Annotated in this window: 13 protein-coding genes; 7 read left to right on the forward strand and 6 right to left on the reverse strand. The window is 61.9% G+C overall.

All coding sequences use genetic code 11. The features are described 5' to 3' along the window. Positions 1–485 precede the first annotated feature (485 nt). A complete protein-coding gene (locus tag AC3WLX_RS09455) occupies positions 486–1,154 on the reverse strand; it encodes a response regulator (protein WP_492335626.1) in 669 nt (222 codons plus the stop codon). Further along, positions 1,126–3,216, reverse strand: a complete 2,091-nt coding sequence (locus tag AC3WLX_RS09460; RefSeq protein WP_492335627.1) for a sensor histidine kinase — start codon at positions 3,214–3,216, stop codon at positions 1,126–1,128. The genes AC3WLX_RS09455 and AC3WLX_RS09460 overlap by 29 nt, the downstream gene beginning before the upstream one ends. A gap of 295 nt (positions 3,217–3,511) precedes the next feature. Between AC3WLX_RS09460 and AC3WLX_RS09465 the strand changes: the two genes are divergently transcribed. The 7 genes from AC3WLX_RS09465 (at position 3,512) to AC3WLX_RS09495 (ending at position 12,238) form a co-directional block, all read left to right on the forward strand. Continuing rightward, positions 3,512–4,147 carry a Crp/Fnr family transcriptional regulator gene (locus AC3WLX_RS09465; RefSeq protein ID WP_291618053.1) on the forward strand — a complete coding sequence of 212 codons (636 nt, stop codon included), beginning with the start codon at positions 3,512–3,514 and terminating at the stop codon, positions 4,145–4,147. Positions 4,148–4,851: 704 nt separating this feature from the next. Next, on the forward strand, positions 4,852–5,223 hold the full coding sequence (locus AC3WLX_RS09470) for a hypothetical protein (RefSeq protein ID WP_492335628.1): 372 nt from the start codon (positions 4,852–4,854) through the stop codon (positions 5,221–5,223). A gap of 2 nt (positions 5,224–5,225) precedes the next feature. Beyond that, positions 5,226–5,483: a DUF5985 family protein gene (locus AC3WLX_RS09475; protein WP_492335629.1), complete on the forward strand. Its 258-nt coding sequence runs from the start codon at positions 5,226–5,228 to the stop codon at positions 5,481–5,483. Continuing rightward, positions 5,484–5,759, forward strand: coding sequence for a DUF5985 family protein (locus AC3WLX_RS09480; RefSeq protein ID WP_492335630.1), 276 nt, complete (start codon positions 5,484–5,486; stop codon positions 5,757–5,759). 146 nt (positions 5,760–5,905) lie between these two features. Continuing rightward, positions 5,906–6,265, forward strand: coding sequence for a BA14K family protein (locus AC3WLX_RS09485; protein WP_492335631.1), 360 nt, complete (start codon positions 5,906–5,908; stop codon positions 6,263–6,265). Positions 6,266–6,823: 558 nt separating this feature from the next. Beyond that, on the forward strand, positions 6,824–9,043 hold the full coding sequence (locus tag AC3WLX_RS09490) for an alpha,alpha-trehalose-phosphate synthase (UDP-forming) (protein ID WP_492335632.1): 2,220 nt from the start codon (positions 6,824–6,826) through the stop codon (positions 9,041–9,043). Between the two features lie 690 nt (positions 9,044–9,733). Beyond that, a complete protein-coding gene (locus AC3WLX_RS09495) occupies positions 9,734–12,238 on the forward strand; it encodes a glucose/quinate/shikimate family membrane-bound PQQ-dependent dehydrogenase (RefSeq protein ID WP_492335633.1) in 2,505 nt (834 codons plus the stop codon). A gap of 506 nt (positions 12,239–12,744) precedes the next feature. Here AC3WLX_RS09495 and AC3WLX_RS09500 read toward each other — a convergent pair. From AC3WLX_RS09500 to AC3WLX_RS09515, 4 genes are all read right to left on the reverse strand, one after another. Then, positions 12,745–13,191, reverse strand: a complete 447-nt coding sequence (locus tag AC3WLX_RS09500; RefSeq protein WP_291618065.1) for a cupin domain-containing protein — start codon at positions 13,189–13,191, stop codon at positions 12,745–12,747. A gap of 34 nt (positions 13,192–13,225) precedes the next feature. Continuing rightward, a complete protein-coding gene (locus AC3WLX_RS09505) occupies positions 13,226–15,394 on the reverse strand; it encodes a xanthine dehydrogenase family protein molybdopterin-binding subunit (RefSeq protein ID WP_492335634.1) in 2,169 nt (722 codons plus the stop codon). Positions 15,395–15,396: 2 nt separating this feature from the next. After that, positions 15,397–15,867, reverse strand: a complete 471-nt coding sequence (locus AC3WLX_RS09510) for a (2Fe-2S)-binding protein (RefSeq protein ID WP_492335635.1) — start codon at positions 15,865–15,867, stop codon at positions 15,397–15,399. A gap of 62 nt (positions 15,868–15,929) precedes the next feature. After that, positions 15,930–16,778, reverse strand: coding sequence for an enoyl-CoA hydratase/isomerase family protein (locus AC3WLX_RS09515; RefSeq protein WP_492335636.1), 849 nt, complete (start codon positions 16,776–16,778; stop codon positions 15,930–15,932). Between the last annotated feature and the right edge of the window lie 14 nt (positions 16,779–16,792).

The following is a 16,792-nucleotide window of genomic DNA, read 5'->3' on the forward strand; positions in this document are numbered from 1 at the left end:
GCCGTCCATTCAGGGAACCATTTCTGCTTTGCGCTCCCGCAGGGAGCTCAGGCCTGGATGTGCGGTACCGTCGCAGCCGGCACCATGTAGCCGTCGATCAAGCCATTGCATACGCGGATAGCAGCAAGCAGGCGACGTACACGCAGGCAAGGGCCATCCCGGTGGTCCGGGCTGTGCGGGCGTCTGCTCGCGAACCTGCTTTTGCTCTGAGCCGAGGCAGCTGCCGATACTGCGCAAACAGTTGCCGGCCGGCGCGTCCTCGAAAGAGTACGTTTCTCATATCAACCTCCACCATCGAGCGATCCGCCGAACTTGCGCGCACCAGAACGAGTCGCGGCCTCCCGTGAGGGAGAACTTGGTCGGCCAGTGCACCAACGATACCGTAGTGGGCGACAGCTCGTCGCACAGTCGGGAGAACAGTTGATGTCTGACGGGATAATCCTGACATGCGCCGAATGTCCCGTGGGCGCGATGTGGATCGTAGCTCAGAGGGCGGTACCCGTGCCTGCCTGGTTCAGCCAGCCCACCGCGACGCCGTAGCGAACAATGTCGGCACGCGTGAACAGCCCGAGCTTTTCCACGGCTCTTGCCTTGTAGGTTTCCACGGTCTTGATGCTGATGCTCAGCTGGTTGGCAATTTCCTTGTTGCTGAAGCCTTGGGCGATGAAGCGCAGGACTTCGCTCTCCCGGGGCGTCAGCTCACTGGCAGTTGTCCCGGCAGACGGATGAGCGCCGGCAGAAGAAGGAAGGGCCTTCTCCGCGATTGCGGGATCCAGATACAGGCCTCCACTGGCGATCGCCCTCACCGCCCGCTCGAGCTCATCTGCCGCAGAGCGCTTGAGGAGATAACCCCGGGCTCCTGCCTGAAGCATGGGCTGGACGTAGGCGTGGTCCTCGTGAACGGTCAACGCCAACAGACGAACCTGAGGAAGCTGCGCTGCGACTGTGCGAGCGACTTCGAGGCCGCTGATGCCGGGAAGCGAGATGTCCAGAATGGCGATGTCCGGCGTGACCTGCCGAATAATGTCGAGGGCCGTCTGTCCATCCGTTGCTTCCCCCACGATCTCGATATCCTCCACCGCCTGCAGCAGCGCTTTCATTCCAGCCAGGACGAGCGGATGATCGTCAGTTAACGTGATCCGGATCGGGCACATAGCCCATCTCCTCTGCTGGCACGGGAACTCTCATGAAAAGGGAAGTGCCACGGCCCGGCTCAGACTCGATCGCTAAAGATCCACCCAGAAGCGTGAGGCGCTCCTCGATGACCGAGAGGCCGAGCTTTGCGTGGCGGGCATCACTGGTCGAGAACTCTTGAAGGTCGAATCCGTTTCCATCGTCTTCGACGACGATCCGCAGCTCTGCCGCGCGCCGGTCGACCACCACGCTGACGTTTCGCGCCTTCGCGTGCTTGACCACATTGTTTACAGCCTCCTGGACTGCGCGGTAGGCGGCAATTTCGACGTCCTGGGCGAGACGTTCCCTTCCGCCCAAATGCTGGAAATCCACGCTAATCCCGAACCGCCGCTGGATCTCGGCGCAGAATGCCTCGAGCGCCTTGTAGAGCCCGAGATCGTCAAGAGCCGTCGGCCGAAGATCGGATGCGACTTGATGGATGTCGCGGCCAATTTCTCTGGCCAGTCCTTGGAGCCAGTTGAGCTTCTCCAGCCCGACCTTGCGCTTTTGACTTGCGCCGAGAAACTGCTCCAGGTTTTTGAGCCCCAGAAGGAGGCCCGTGATCGTCTGGCCGATTTGATCGTGAAGCTCGCGCGCGATGCGACGGCGTTCATTTTCCTCTGCTTCCGAAAGACGGCGGAGCAGTCGCTGCCGCTCGAGCTCGGCCCGTTTTGTTTCATCGATATCCAGAATGACACCATAGACGACATCCGGGTTGTTCTGGTCGAGCCGGGACAGGCGCCCGCTGGCACGTAACCACCGACTGTGTGGAGGAGCGGTTCGAAAATCAGCAATCGCGACGTTTCCTGAACGACATCCCATGAACGAAGATTCAAACTGCTGCTGGTCGGCGGGCTCGATGCAGTTCAGCATCCGATCGATGGGCAAACTGGTGTCGCCGTCAGAGGAGCCGCCCATCTGCAACATCTCTCGCGCACGAGGCGACACGAGCGCTTCCCTGGTTGCGAAGTTCCAGCTGAACACGCCGAGGTCTGCGGCATCAATCGTAAGCCTGCGCTGCTCTTCACTGGCGCTGAGTGCCAAAGCGGCCTGCGCCTCCTGCTCGCGTCGGCGAAGAGAAATGTCACGGATCGTGTACCAAGCCAAGGTCAATGCCAGGACGAAGCTCAGGACCCCGCCCCCGGCCAGAAAGATGGCCGATCGTTGAACTGGGCCATTGAGCTCTTGCGTCGGTATTCCGAAATGGACCGACCAGCCACTTGTGCCGGGTATGAGCTTGTAAATCGAATCGACCTGTTCGCCGGTGGGGGTCCTCTTGACATAGCTTCCTTGCGGCGCTGCGGCGATCGCCTGGCGCACGGTGGCGCTGGCGGATTGACCGAGCTCGGATTGCTCGCCGACGGTACGAGCGACTATGTTACCCTTCGCATCGACGACGAAACCGACCCAGCCCGCCGGGGCCCCGGCGCTTTGCAATATCTGGCTCACCGCATCCGGGACGAGGGCCACCGTGAGAACGAACTTCAACTGCCCGTCGCGTTCAACAGGGGCCCTTACCGCAACAACTCGTTTGCCCGTGATCGGGCTCGGGGGTCCGATTCCGCCGATCGCCGGCTTGCGCGTCTTCAGGATCTGCTCGAAGTTCTCCCGATCGGCTATCACCCGCATTCCGTCCGCGAGGGGACGGGTCACGTCCAGCACCTGATTGCCCCCGGCGTCGACCAGCTGAATCGTTTCCCAAAGTGTCCTCGCCTCATTGACGCGCGTCGCCTCTCGGTAGAATGCATCGAGATCTGGTTTATCCAGCGTAGCGGAGGCCGCGATCGTCTCGGCTATTTCGAGCTGCAAGCTGATTTCCGAGGCAAGCCGACCGACCACGTTGTCGAGAGTCTCGACGGCTGCAGCCTGTGAATGACTGCGTTGCTGCTGGGCGTTCAGAAACACGACCCAGCCGGCGAACAGAGCCAGCGGCATCGCTGCTGCAATGAAGACGAGCGCCAGCGGGCGGCGTGCTGCGCTCCGTGCAGTCGAGCTTCGCGCTTCCCTGTGAGCAGGAGCCGAATGTGACAACGAAACGCTCACGTCCCGCAGCTTCCTTCGTGTTCTGGTCGTCAGGGTTTTCCTGACAGCGCGGACGGTCACCCTGACTCCCGGGTTCGCCCGATCTGCCCCATGCTACAGACAATCGTAGTTGCGGTCCAGAATTGGGCTTGACATGGAACATCCATTAATGCGGCCGTTTATTGAGAGTGATGCGTTTGATGTGAAACGGCCGACTCATCAGGACCAGTGCGTCGACCTCAGCTGCAACGAACTAATCTCGCGGCTATCGGAGCGCTCGCGCCAGTCCCTGCTCGATAAGTGCGAGAGGGTACCGTTGGGAAAGCGTCAGGTACTCTATGACCGCGGCATTCCTCTTCGTTTTGCCTACTTCATCGAGAGCGGCGGATGTTCGGTCACGACGCGGGCGGGCGACTGCTTGCCGGTTGAGATCCACACACTCGGAAGGAAAGATTTCGTTGGAGTGCCGTTGATCCTCGGCATGCGCGTGTCGCCACATCGGTGCAGCGTGCAGGTCCAAGGTCAGGCGCTGCGCATTCATTGCGACGAGTTGATCGCGTTGATCAAGCGAGACGCCGAGCTCGAAAGGCTGCTCCTGGGATACGTGCAGGCGATCCTGATCCACAGCTCTCAGCTCTCCGCCTGCAACTCCCGGCACACCTTGCACCAGCGCCTTGCCCGATGGCTAGTTGTCGCCAGCGACAGGCTCGGATCGCGAGAAGTTCCCTTCACGCACAGCTACATCGCGAACGCGCTCGCGGTCCGGCGCGCAGGGGTCACTGTCGCATTGGGAGAGATGGCGCGAGAGGGAGTGATCAGCTGCCGAAGGGCTGGGATCGTCGTTTCGGATGCAGCGCGGTTGAGATTAATGTCCTGTGATTGCCACAGCGTCATCCTGTCGGCGCATGAGCGCTCTTGTACGGTACCGCCCGTTCGCATGGCTTATTCGTAACCCGCTGCTGCGTCCGGCTGCAAGTGGCGAGCGGCGAACCGATCCGAGGGATACTGGCGAGGATGGCGTCAAGTGGATGGAGGTCAAGGTGAAAACGGATGCTGAGGTCTTGGTGGCCGCCGTAGAAGAAGCTCAACGCCTGCTTGCCGCATACGAGAGTCCCCACTGCAGAGACACTCGGGATGACGTCATAGCCATGGTTGAGTTCATCCTGTGCGATCCGTCCGTCACGCGGGCGATGCTTCGTCAAAAGATGCGCACGCGCCTCATGTTGGTCGGTTAGATGAAACCTGCGGGTCCGCTTCCGAGCTTTTCAAACTTCCAGGCGCGCGGGGAGTTGGTGACGATCTACCAACCTGAGGAGCGCACGGACGGCTTCCAGTGACGCCCCGGGAAGGCAGCGAATGCCAATCCGGAAAGCACGACGGGAAGCGCAACGACAACGTCCAGCCGAAACGACACTTGGTACCCAGATCACCTGGTGCTGAACGCAAACAAGGATCAGCTGAAGACAATGCCAAAATTCAAGTACTGAGCCGGCCTCGATCAGAACGCTCGAGCCACTCCAGCCTCACGAGGCGGCGTCATGCGGATGACGCCGCCTCAACTTGCATGTGTCATTCATTTGCGTGCCTCCGGCGCGCGATCCTTGACTAGGTATTTTCTAAACAGCCGGGCTTGCACCGTGCTGGCTGAGATTGAAGATGTCTGACGAAGAGCTGCCCCATACCGTAGAGGAGCTGGTCCGTCGCTACATCCATTCGGTGGCGCAACTCGAGGCACTTATTTTCCTCTATGAGCGGCCCGGTGAGCGCTGGGACGTCGAATCTCTCTCGAAGCGTCTTTACGCGGGCAAGGCAGAGATGGCCGATGCCCTGGCGTTGCTCCGGCGAGATGGCTTCCTGGAGGGTGGCCCGGCACTGTACGAATTCGCTCCACGACCCGAATTGCGGGCTGCTGTCGATGCTCTGCGCAAGGCATATTCACGGCACCTCATCCCGATCACTTATATCATCCACACCAAGCCGCGCCGGATACAGGCATTCTCGGATGCCTTCAGGATCCGAAAGGACTGAACATGGCTGCGGTCATCTACAGCCTTTGCGCAATAACGAGTGGCTTCTGCGCTTGGCTGCTGGTTCGTGCTTACTCAGCGAGCAGGTCAAAGCTGCTGTTGTGGAGCGCGGTCTGCTTCGCAGCGCTTGCGCTGGAGAACGGCGCCTTATGGATCGACAAGGTCGTCTTTCCTGAAGACGATCTTTCCGCAATACGCGCGTCGATCGGCTTGTTCGCCATGGCGGTCCTGCTGCTCGGAATGATTTGGGAGGCCGAGTAAATGGACCATCTCGCTCCTGTTCTCGAAGGTGCGACGGCGTTCGCATCACTCATGGCAAGCATCTATTTTCTGAAATTCTGGCGCAAAACGAGCGACGTTCTTTTCCTGTTCTTTGCCGCAGCATTCGCAATCGATACCGTTGCGCGCTTCCTGATGGCGGTCGCGCAGACGACGAGTGCAAGCGAGCCCGTCTACTTCATTCCGCGGCTGGTCACATTCAGCCTGATCGCCCTTTCCATTGCCGGGAAGAACGCGCTGCCCAGCATGCGGAAGTGAAGCCGCGTTCTGCAGATGCGATCCGCGCGTTCTTCCTTTGGTGCAATAGCGTACAGCTTTTCGATCGCGCTTGTGCAGCCCGTTCTCGGAACGCAGCACACGTCTCCTCGTTGGCACATCGTGCAAACAGAAGAGGAATCTTTCCCATGTTATCCATGAAGCCCATGTTCGCCATGACGGCATTGATGTCGGTCGCATGCACGCCTGCGCTTGCCGCTCCGATGTCGCCCGCGTCCATCAAGCAGGACACTCAAATTCAGCAGGTGCAGTATCGAAATTGGCATGGCCACAGGGGTCATCGACACGGTGGATGGCGCGGGCATCACTATGGCTCCGGTGCCGCGGCGCTGGGTGGTCTCGCTGCCGGCGCGATGATCGGAGGCGCGATCGCCAATAGCCGGGCACAGGCGGATGCCAATGCATATTGCTCGCAGCGATATCGGTCGTATGACCCTGCTTCGGGAACGTATCTCGGCTACGACGGAATGCGGCATCCGTGCCCCTGATGCTGGCCGGCCCCCGATGGCGTGATCCCCGGGGGCCGCTTGCCGCCGTACCCGGCTCTGCCAAGTCGCTGCTTCATGACACCCGGTAGGGAGCAGGCTTGCCCGGCAGGATCGATGGCAGCTCGGCCGCGCAAGGAAATCCGGTACAGTTTCGTACCAAAGATGGCCGATCCTGCCCGCTGCCGCTTGCCCACCGGCGTCCTGAAAAGGATAGTGTTTGCGGGGGCTCTCATGATCAGAAAACCGAAACGAACGGCGCTCATTGTGGTTCCGCAGGCATACTGCTTGTCTTGTGAAGAGAAGACGCCGCATCGGCATGAACGATTGGCAATCCGGGGAGCGCAGGTGGCACGCACGATCTGCTTGGCCTGCAACAGCGAGCGCGGCAGCGTTGCGCCGGAGAGGCAGCAACCCATCAGTCCCAGCTGATGGCAGTCACTCACCGGACGCACAATCTGCTCGCGCAACACTAGTGGCACGATTCCGTTCAGGGCTTGAGCCGCGCTGCTCGGCGCGCCGACGGGACTCCCCTACCGACCAAGTGGTGGCGGCTGAGTGATGCCGATATCATACAAGCAGTTCTTCCGTTACGGCATGTTCGGCCTCGCGGTAGCGGCAGTTGTGGCGTTTGGCATCTCCCCGTTCACGGGAGGGATTGTACAACAATGGTCACGAAGCGATGTCGAGGCCCGGTCCAAGCTGGTTTTCAACGCCATCCAGCCGCTACTCATTGTTGACGTGGAGGAACGCGCATGGGCCCGGCTCTCCGAGCTCTTCAGGAGGGTGGCGCTCGACCAGAAGATCCTCGGGGTCGGATTTTGCGATACGGACGGATCGCTGGTCGCGCCGACGCCCGAAATGCCGGCGGACTTCTCGTGCGAAAAGTTCGCGAGGTCCGAGAACGACAGCTTCGCAACCATAACTAGCGGCGGACGGCGAGTTCTTGTCGCGGCCTTCCCCGTCGCGAGCGGTCGTGGGCGGTCTTACCTCGTCATCCTGACCGACCTCAGCTTTGCGGCCGCCAGATCGAGCCAGGTGCTGGCGTATCTCCTCGCGGCGCTCGCAGGTGTCGTGCTGGTATTGACCGTCGGCACCATCATCTTTGCCGTGATCATGATGAGGGGGTGGATGGAAGCCTTGCGGCGGGCGGTCGAAGAGGTCCGCCGCGGTGCTCAGAGGGCTGGATCGAAGCTGAGTGGTTCGTCGATCGATCGCGAAATTCACAAGCTCCTGCGTGATGCCGAACACATTCCGTTTACGAATCAAATCGAGTGGACGCCACAGTCGTTGCAGCAGGTGTTGCATGGAGCGTTGCCCGGGGCGGAAGTGATCGTCGTAGCCAACCGGGAGCCATTCATCCATAATGCTTCGGAAGGAAAAGTCGTGGTGCAGAGACCAGCGAGCGGCCTGGTCTCGGCGCTGGAGCCGATCATCCGCGCCTGTGGCGGTACGTGGATTGCGCACGGCAGCGGCAGCGCGGACCGTGAGACGGTCGACAAGCACGACAGAATTCGCGTGCCCGAGGCGGCTCCGGCCTACACGCTTCGGCGGATATGGATCTCCGAAGAAGAACAGGACGGGTACTATTACGGCTTCGCCAACGAAGGGCTTTGGCCGTTGTGCCACATTGTTTTCGTGCGTCCTACGTTCAGGCTGCGTGATTGGCAGCTGTATCGGCAGATCAATCAGCGCTTTGCGGACGCAGTCGTCGCCGAAGCACGCACCGAAGATCCCGTTGTGCTCGTTCAGGACTATCACTTCGCGCTCGTCCCGAAGATGATCCGTGAACGCCTGCCGAAAGCAACGATCATCACGTTCTGGCATATCCCGTGGCCGAATGCGGAGACCTTCAGCATCTGCCCATGGAAAGAGGAGATTATCGAAGGAATCCTCGGCAGCACGATTGTGGGCTTTCACACCCAGTTTCACTGCAACAACTTCGTCGAAGGTGTCGACCGCTTTCTGGAAAGCAGGATCGACCGCGAAGTGCAGGCGGTCAGCGTCGGGGGACACGAGGCCAGGATACGCGCCTATCCGATTTCGATCGAATGGCCGCCGAGAGAACTGGAGAAGCTGCCGGCTGCCGCGCGATGCCGATCCGACATCGTCGCACAATTCGGTTTGGCGGAGGGCACGCGACTTATCGTGGGTGTCGAACGCTTCGACTACACCAAAGGCATCCTCGACCGGATGCGGGCCATCGATGCGCTCTTGTCGCGAAATCCGACCTGGACAGATCAGCTCGCATTCATCCAGGTCGCGGCTCCGACCCGCAGCAAGCTGAGCTCATATTCGAGACTACAAGCGGAAGCAGAGGCGCTGGCCTCGGAAATAAACGAACGTCATCAGAGTCGTCAGCGCGTGATCCGTCTGATCGTTCAGCACTACGAGCCTTCGGATGTATTCCGGCTGTTCAGGGCAGCCGATGTCTGCATCGTCAGCAGCCTGCACGACGGAATGAACCTGGTCGCAAAGGAGTTCGTGAGCTCGCGGGAGGACGGCGCCGGGGTGCTCGTCCTGTCGAGCTTTACCGGAGCTTCACGAGAGCTGTCCGAAGCGCTCATCGTCAATCCATACGACATCGAAGAGATGGCATCAGCGATCGAACTGGCGCTCTTGATGCCGCTGGAGGAGCGAGCCGAACGCATGAACCTGATGCGACAGCAAGTGAAGGAGCACAACGTCTATCGCTGGGCGGGAGCGATGCTGCTCGATGCTTCGAGAAGCCGTACCCGCGAGCGGGTTCTCGGCATGGCCGCCAGAACTCGCATTGACTGAAGCCGAACCGATCGCATCTGTCGGGATAAGATGATCGAAAAAGTAAGTACGTTAGCGTACTGGCCGACCTTTCCAGGGCGAACGGATGATCGCACGCTCCAACTCGGGTGCCTGCGCGCTCAAAGAGAGGGAAGGCGAGCGTGAACATCTTGATTGGAGCCGTGATGCTTGCGGCCGCAGCCACCCTGGTCCTCATTGGACGTCCAAATCGTGCTGGCGAACACCCGAGGTTCTTGCGCTTTGAGGCAGCGCTGGTTCTGTATCCTCCGATCGTTCTGTCGGTCATTGCCCTTGGCGCCGCAGCGTTCATTTCAGGGCTGCTATCCAGCTAGTTCATTCTCGAATTCAAGATGCGCGTACGCGGGATTGCGGCAGCCGACCGCCAGAGGCAGACGCGCACTCTTCCACGTCCTGCCTCATCCGTCATTCAGGGCGGCTGGCGGAGCCGGTGCCGGCAGGCCCGACTGCCGCATCAGCAGCTTTCGCCATACACCCGGGCCTTGCCGTCCGGCCGATGAGCGTTGCGCAGGAACGAGGGGAGCCAAGGAACGTCCCGACGACGCCCACGTTGCCGTCGCGTGAATGTGCGCCGTCGCGTGACTGTCCGGCCTGTTCGGGCAGCAGCGCACCGCGCTTCTTGATGGCAGTGCTGCGCTTAGCGAGCGCTCTCCGGGCTTAAAGGTGGCAAGTATGGTGCTTCGAAACGTCATTCTCATGACGCTTGCGGTTGTGCTCCTCGCGATGGGCGTCGCCTTGATGGCCGGGGGTCTCTGGCTGATCGCCCTTGGCGGGTCCTGGTACTACGCCCTGTCTGGCCTCGCGTTTCTGGCAAGCTCGATCCTCCTGTTTCGCCGCGACGAACGGGCGTTGTGGGTCTTCTGCTTCGTTACCGCGGGCACACTGGTTTGGTCGCTGTGGGAGGTCGGCCTGGACTGGTGGCCGCTGGCCGCGCGCGGCAGCATCATCTTCGTCATCGGCGCAATCCTGTTGACCCCCTGGATTGCTGGTAGCTTGGCCCGGAGGGGCTCCGCATCGTCTCGACTTCGTCAGGGATCCGCATGGCGTGGCGGCGGATTGGCACTGTCGATCGCGCTATGCGCGGCGCTCCTGGTGGCTGCCGTGTCTTGGACGACTGATCCGCATCGCTTGGTGGCAAAGGCGACTTCCGTCTCCAAAGCAACGCCGGACCCGGCGGCTGTAGCAACGCAGGATGTGCCGCCAGGTGAGTGGCACGCCTACGGGCGCGCCGGACGTGGCCAGCGCTATTCGCCACTCGATCAGATCACGCCGCAGAACGCCGGGAAACTCCAAGTGGCCTGGACCTATCATACCGGCGACATGCGAGGGCGGCCCGGCGATCCCGAAGAGACGACGTTTGAAGTAACGCCTCTGAAGATCGGCGATCGGCTTTATCTCTGCACGCCGCATCAGTCGGTCATTGCCTTGGACGCGACCACCGGAACGGAGATCTGGCGCTATGACCCGAAGATTCTCGACAAGCTCGCCCTTCAGCATCTCACCTGCCGCGGGCTGTCCTACTATCCCGGCGCTTCCGATGTGAACCAGACTTCCGCCAGGAATACTGTCGATACCGCAGCTGCTCCGGAGGCGGCTACCAACAAGCCGGTCCCCGACATGCCGATTGCCGCGGCGGACGGCGTGCCGACCGCGAACTGCACGGCGAAGCTGTTCATGCCCACGGCGGATGGCCGATTGATCGCGCTCGATCCGAACAGTGGAGCGGTGTGCCGCGACTTTGGCAGGGGCACCGGCCAGATCAATCTATGGGCCAACATGCCGAATGTGCGGCCCGGCGCCTACTACTCCACCTCGCCGGTGGTTGTCGCAGGCGGCCTGGTGATCGTAGGCGGCACGGTGCTCGACAACGTCTCCACCAAGGAGCAATCCGGTGTGATTCGTGGCTTTGACATTCTGACGGGCGATCTGGTTTGGGCCTGGGATTCCGGCAACCCCGACCGGACGACGCCGCTTCCGCCAAGTCAGACCTACACGGCCAATTCGCCCAACAGCTGGTCGATCATGAGCGTCGATGAAGCGCTCGGGCTCGTCTACGTGCCGCTCGGCAATCAGCCGCCCGATCAATGGGGCGGCAACCGAAGCGAAAGCGTCGAGCGATTCTCCTCTTCGGTCGTCGCTCTGGAAGTCGCCACGGGCAAGGTGCGCTGGGCGTTCCAAACGGTGCACCACGACCTCTGGGATTACGACGTCCCCTCGCAGCCTACGCTGATCGACCTGACGATCAAGGGACAGACGGTTCCGGCCTTGGTCCAGCCGACGAAGCAGGGCGAAATCTTTGTGCTGGATCGGCGGAACGGAAGCCCGGTGCTCCCGGTCACGGAAACGCGCGCGCCGCAAGGTGCGGCCAAGGGAGATCACACGGCGCCAACGCAGCCGGTGTCCGCGTTGTCATTCAATCCGGCACCGCTCAAAGGTGCCAGCATGTGGGGGGCGACGCTGTTCGATCAGCTCGCCTGCCGTATCCAGTTTCGCCGCCTGCGATACGACGGACGCTTCACGCCTCCGTCCACCGATGGATCGCTGATTCATCCCGGCAACTTCGGGGTATTCAATTGGGGCGGCATTGCCGTCGACCCGCAGCGACAGATCGCGTTCGTAACGCCCGCCTCGCTTGCGTTCGTGTCTCAACTCGTGCCGCGCGTCGACGATCGGACGATGTATGTCCAGGGCAGCAACAGACCTGACAACAGCCTTCCGGCGCTGAATGAGAACTTCGGCGCTCCGTTCGCAGTGAAGCTGTCGGCCTTCACTTCGCCGCTCGGATTGCCCTGCCAGGCTCCGCCGTGGGGATATGTGGGCGCTGCGGACCTCACCACCGGGAACGTGCTCTGGCAGCACAAGAACGGCACGGTCAGGGATCTCATGCCGCTTCCAATCCCGTTCAAAATGGGCGTGCCAAACCTCGGGGGGCCTATCCTCACGGCTGGAGGCATCGCCTTCCTTTCGGGCACGCTCGACTATTATCTGCGTGCCTACGACGTGAGCACGGGCGAGCAGATCTGGGAGGGCCGGCTGCCGGCTGGAGGGCAAGCTACGCCGATGACCTACCTCGGCGCCGATGGACGTCAGTTCGTCCTGGCCGTCGCGGGCGGGCACGGTTCGCTCGGGACTAAGCGGGGCGATGCGGTGATCGCATACGCTTTGCCCAAGAACTGACCCCTCCCCTTCACCGCAAGATCGGCCGACAGCCTCCTCGCCCATTTATCTGAGTGCGTTGTAGTACATTGCGACACCCTCGATGTCTTCATCAGTCAAGCCACGCGCCGCAGCCGACATGCCTCATATCGATCCCGGTGATACTGCTCGGCATCTACTTGTCCTTCTCCTGCGCTCTGGCATGTCGCGGCAACGTGAGCCGGTGCGCGCCTTGGAAAGGTCCCTGCGTTCTCACGCTGATCGCAATCGGCACGCGTCCTCTTCCCCGGCTTTCGTGAGGAGCCGCCACGCCACCGGTAAACCGCGCCACGACTGAAGACATGTTGGACCACGCGCACGTAGACACTCCTGTGGTACAGGCGCGTGATACAATCGCGAGACAACTCCCGAGCCAGCTGCAAAATTCCAACTCGACAGGGATATCGTCTCCAAGCACGCTGGCGATTTGTCGTATTCATATTCTCGACGACCGTTGGCGCGCCCCAGCGAGAGAGCCATCGCTGCCGCTATTGGTGATCTCGACGCCCGTTTCCAGTTAGGCCGGCGAGGCGCGGATCATCATGATTGTCGCGATATTCGAGGCCGAGCGGGCCGATCGCGGACACCTGCGTGACGTATTCGCCGGACTTTGCCCAATGGAAATGCCAGGTCTCACCGGGCAGCACGAGGACGGTGCCCGGCGGATAGGCCTTCACCTTGCCGCCGTCGAAGGTCTCGCCGAGCCCTATGTAGAAGACGCCGGACATCACCGTGTAGATCCGATCCTCCGGATGCTTGTGCGGCATCAACTTGGTGCCGCCGGGCACTTTCACTCGGACCACGTAGGGACCAGGTTCAGCCGGATGGCCGACCATGACAGCCAGCCGCGCGCCCGGCGGAAAGGCTGGAAACGGCTTCCACGCGATATCCTCGGGCAGGACAGCCCGAAATCTGTCTTCATCAGGCTGATGCATTTTGGTCTCCTTTGCCGAGATGTGCTTGAGGCAGTCAGGTCTTGAGCGCGTCGGGGTCGATCGGCATGTTGCGCAATCGCCTGCCAGTGGCTGCAAAAATCGCGTTCGCCACGGCCGGTACGATGCCCGAGGTTCCGGCCTCACCCATACCACCGGGAGGCTCCGTCGACTTTACGGGGTAGACCTCGATGGCCGGCGCCTGGTCGATGCGCAGCATCTGATAGGTATCGAAATTAGTCTGTTCGACGCGACCGCTCTTTAACGTAATCTCACCGTAAAGGGCCGCGGTGACGCCGAACATGACGCCGCTCTGGATCTGCGCCTGCACTGTGTCGGGATTGACCACGATGCCGCAGTCCATGGCGCACACGACGCGGTGCACTCGCACCGATCCGTCCTTGGCAACCTCGACCTCGGCAACCTGCGCGAGGTAGCTTCCGAACACATTTTGCAAGGCGACGCCCCGGCCTCGCCCCTGGGGCAATGGTGTGCCCCATCCCGCCTTTTCCGCGGCAAGATCGAGCACAGCCTTAGCACGAGGATTGTGGTCCAGCAGTGCACGGCGATAGGCGACCGCATCCTGCTTGGCAGCCGCCGCCAATTCATCGATGAAGCTTTCGGTGACGAATACGTTGTGGGAGGGGCCGACGCTGCGCCAGAAGGCCGTCGGAATGCCCGGCGGTTCGACGCGAACATATTCGACATGGACGTTCGGAAGCGAATAGACGAGGTCGATCGCGCCTTCAGTCGTGTCAGGATCGAGCCCGTTCTTGAACGCGGGCGGAAGCCACCGCGCGATCACGGAGGAGCCGGCGAAGCGGTTGGTCCATGCCACGGGTCTACCGCTCTCGTCGAGACCGGCCTCGATGCGGTCGACCCAATAGGGACGGTACATGTCGTGTTGGATGTCCTCTTCGCGCGTCCACACGACCTTCACGGGACCATCGACTTGCTTGGCGATCTCGACGGCACGTACCGCGCCATCGGCCTCGAGGCGGCGCCCAAAGCCTCCGCCGATCAGATGATTGTGAACGGTGACCTTGTCGGGCGGCAGGCCGGCTGCCTTCGCTGCCATCGCCTGGACTCTTGCGATCGCCTGCGTGCCGACCCAGATCTCGCACTCATGGCCGCGGAAGTGGACCGTGCAGTTCATCGGCTCCATCGTTGCATGCGCCAGGAATGGCAGGTGATAGCTTGCCTGGACCCGGGTCGCGGCGCCGGCCAACGCCTTCGCGGCGTCGCCGACGTCTTGCGCAACCGGACCGGCCTTCAGAGTGGCGTCCTCGAGCTCGCGGGCGATGTCCTGCGTGGTGAGACCGGCGTGGCGCCCGTCCTCCCACTCGATCTTAAGCGCCGCCAGACCCTTCTTGGCCGCGCCCATGTGATCCGCAACGACGGCAACCGCATCATCGAGCCGGACGATCTGGCGCACGCCTTTGATGGCCATCGCCGCACTGTCATCCACCTTCTTCAGTCTGCCGCCGAACACCGGCGATTGAGCCAATGTCGCGATCTTCAGCCCGGGTGGCCGCACGTCAATTCCGTAGAGGGCGGAACCGTTCACCTTGCCCGAGACGTCCAGCCGACGCACCGGCGTGCCGATCAGCTTGAACTCATTCGCATTTTTCAGAACCACTTTGGCGGGCGGAGCGATCATCGCAGCGTAGGCGGCGAGCTCACCATATTTGAGGCGGCGCCCGCTCGGCGCATGGAGAACCTCGCCTGCCTCGGCGCGGCAGTGTCCTGCATCGACGCCCCAGCGCCGCGCGGCTGCTTCGATCAGCATGATCCGCGCGGTTGCGCCGGCTTCCCGCAACGGCTTCCAGGCGCCACGGATCGCGTTCGAATTGCCGGTCGCCTGCACACCCAGCAGCGGGTTGGCATAGAGCTTTTCGTTGGGCGGCGCATGTTCGAGCCGGACCTGGTCGAGGCCGACCTCCAACTCTTCGGCAATCAGCATCGGAATGGAGGTGTAGGTGCCTTGCCCCATTTCGACATACGGCATGGTCAGGACCACCTCACCGTCAGGGCCGATCCGGATAAAGGCGTTCGGCTCAAACGTCGCGGCGGAGGAGCTTTTGCTCTCGCCGAAGGGCAAGCTCAAGCTCAACACCAGGCCACCGCCGGCCAGGGCCGTCTTCACCAAAAAGTTGCGACGGGACAGCGTGGCAGAGGCGTGAGACGCCGTGGGATTCGATGTCATGATCAACGCTCCTTCACTTGCGATCCGGCGGCAAGCTTGATCGCCTCGCGAATGCGGACATACGTCCCACAGCGGCAGATGTTGCCGCTCATGGCGTCATCGATATCCGCGTCGGTCGGGTGAGGCTTGTCCGCGAGCAGCGCCGAGGCCGACATGATCTGGCCGGACTGGCAATAGCCACATTGCGGCACTTCGTGCTCGAGCCAGGCTTTCTGAATCTTCGCGCCTGCCGGCGTCCCGCCGATCGCTTCAATCGTGGTGACCTTGCCCTCGCCGATGCTATCAACAGTGGTGATACAGGAGCGGACCGCCGCGCCGTCGAGATGGACCGTGCACGCTCCGCACAATGCCATGCCGCAGCCGAATTTCGTTCCGATCATGCCGAGCACGTCGCGCAACACCCAGAGCAACGGGGTGTCGCCATCGACGTCGACGCTGTGAGGGATTCCGTTTACATCGATCGTGAAGCTCATGTGATCCTCCTTGTATTCTGGCAAAACGGGCACGACATGCGGTCGCGCGCGGGACCGTTGATTCATCCGCCCAGCTGGCCGACGTGGAAACCGAGCCGACTCTCGACGTCGCCGGGGCGGTGAAAGCCGCGCGCCATGAGCGCCTTGATGCGGCTCTGAGCTGCCGGGCGTGCGAGAGCGGCCAGGAACGCGTCCCACTCGGGCTTGATCTCGGCGTCGGGCGGCAGACTCGCGATATCGACAAGGCGCTTGGTCTCGGCGATGGCGTCTTTGTCGAACGTTGCGATACGCATCGCGAGCGCCTCAACGAAGCCGTCGAGCTCGGCATCCGGCAAGGATCGGTTCACATAGCCATATCGTTCGGCCAGATCACCGTGGACGTCGTCGGCGCTCAGTAGAACCTCGAGCGCGCGGCCACGGCCCATCAGGCGGGGCAATCGCGCCATCGGTCCTCCGCCCGGCACGAGGCCCGCGCCGACCTCCCATTGCGACAGGATCGCCTTCTCGCGGCTGGCAAAGCGCATGTCGCAGGCGAGCGCGAGCTCGCTGCCGACACCTGTTGCGCGGCCGCGGATCGAAGCGATGGAGACGACAGGCGCGCGGCTGAGCCGCACCAGGGTGTCGGGCAGCGACGGCAGACCCGTCGGTCCGGGCGGAACGGCAAGCGATTCCTCCAGCGGTGCGAGGAAATCGTAATGCGTGATGAAGAATCCTTCGACGGCGCTGTCGAACACCACCACCTTCACTTGCGGATCGGTCTCGATCGCGGTGACAATGTCGCTGAGCAGCGGAAGATGCCTGGGGCCGAAGATATTGACGGGCGGCATGTCGAAGGTGACACGCCAGTAGGTCGGCAGCCGGCGTTCAAGGCGGATCTCGTCGGTCGCAAATCCACGTTCGGGACGGTTCATGGTCTCACTCCTGA

Source organism: Bradyrhizobium sp. FW305-F6 (assembly GCF_058782905.1).

What these genes read in the sequence shown, in the direction of transcription:
- AC3WLX_RS09485 (WP_492335631.1), top strand. Translation starts at nt 5,906, where the DNA reads ATGTTATCCATGAAGCCCATGTTCGCCATGACGGCATTGATGTCGGTC.
- AC3WLX_RS09500 (WP_291618065.1), bottom strand. Translation starts at nt 13,191, where the DNA reads ATGCATCAGCCTGATGAAGACAGATTTCGGGCTGTCCTGCCCGAGGAT.
- AC3WLX_RS09480 (WP_492335630.1), top strand. Translation starts at nt 5,484, where the DNA reads ATGGACCATCTCGCTCCTGTTCTCGAAGGTGCGACGGCGTTCGCATCA.
- AC3WLX_RS09475 (WP_492335629.1), top strand. Translation starts at nt 5,226, where the DNA reads ATGGCTGCGGTCATCTACAGCCTTTGCGCAATAACGAGTGGCTTCTGC.
- AC3WLX_RS09490 (WP_492335632.1), top strand. Translation starts at nt 6,824, where the DNA reads ATGCCGATATCATACAAGCAGTTCTTCCGTTACGGCATGTTCGGCCTC.
- AC3WLX_RS09510 (WP_492335635.1), bottom strand. Translation starts at nt 15,867, where the DNA reads ATGAGCTTCACGATCGATGTAAACGGAATCCCTCACAGCGTCGACGTC.
- AC3WLX_RS09505 (WP_492335634.1), bottom strand. Translation starts at nt 15,394, where the DNA reads ATGACATCGAATCCCACGGCGTCTCACGCCTCTGCCACGCTGTCCCGT.
- AC3WLX_RS09470 (WP_492335628.1), top strand. Translation starts at nt 4,852, where the DNA reads ATGTCTGACGAAGAGCTGCCCCATACCGTAGAGGAGCTGGTCCGTCGC.
- AC3WLX_RS09515 (WP_492335636.1), bottom strand. Translation starts at nt 16,778, where the DNA reads ATGAACCGTCCCGAACGTGGATTTGCGACCGACGAGATCCGCCTTGAA.
- AC3WLX_RS09495 (WP_492335633.1), top strand. Translation starts at nt 9,734, where the DNA reads ATGGTGCTTCGAAACGTCATTCTCATGACGCTTGCGGTTGTGCTCCTC.
- AC3WLX_RS09455 (WP_492335626.1), bottom strand. Translation starts at nt 1,154, where the DNA reads ATGTGCCCGATCCGGATCACGTTAACTGACGATCATCCGCTCGTCCTG.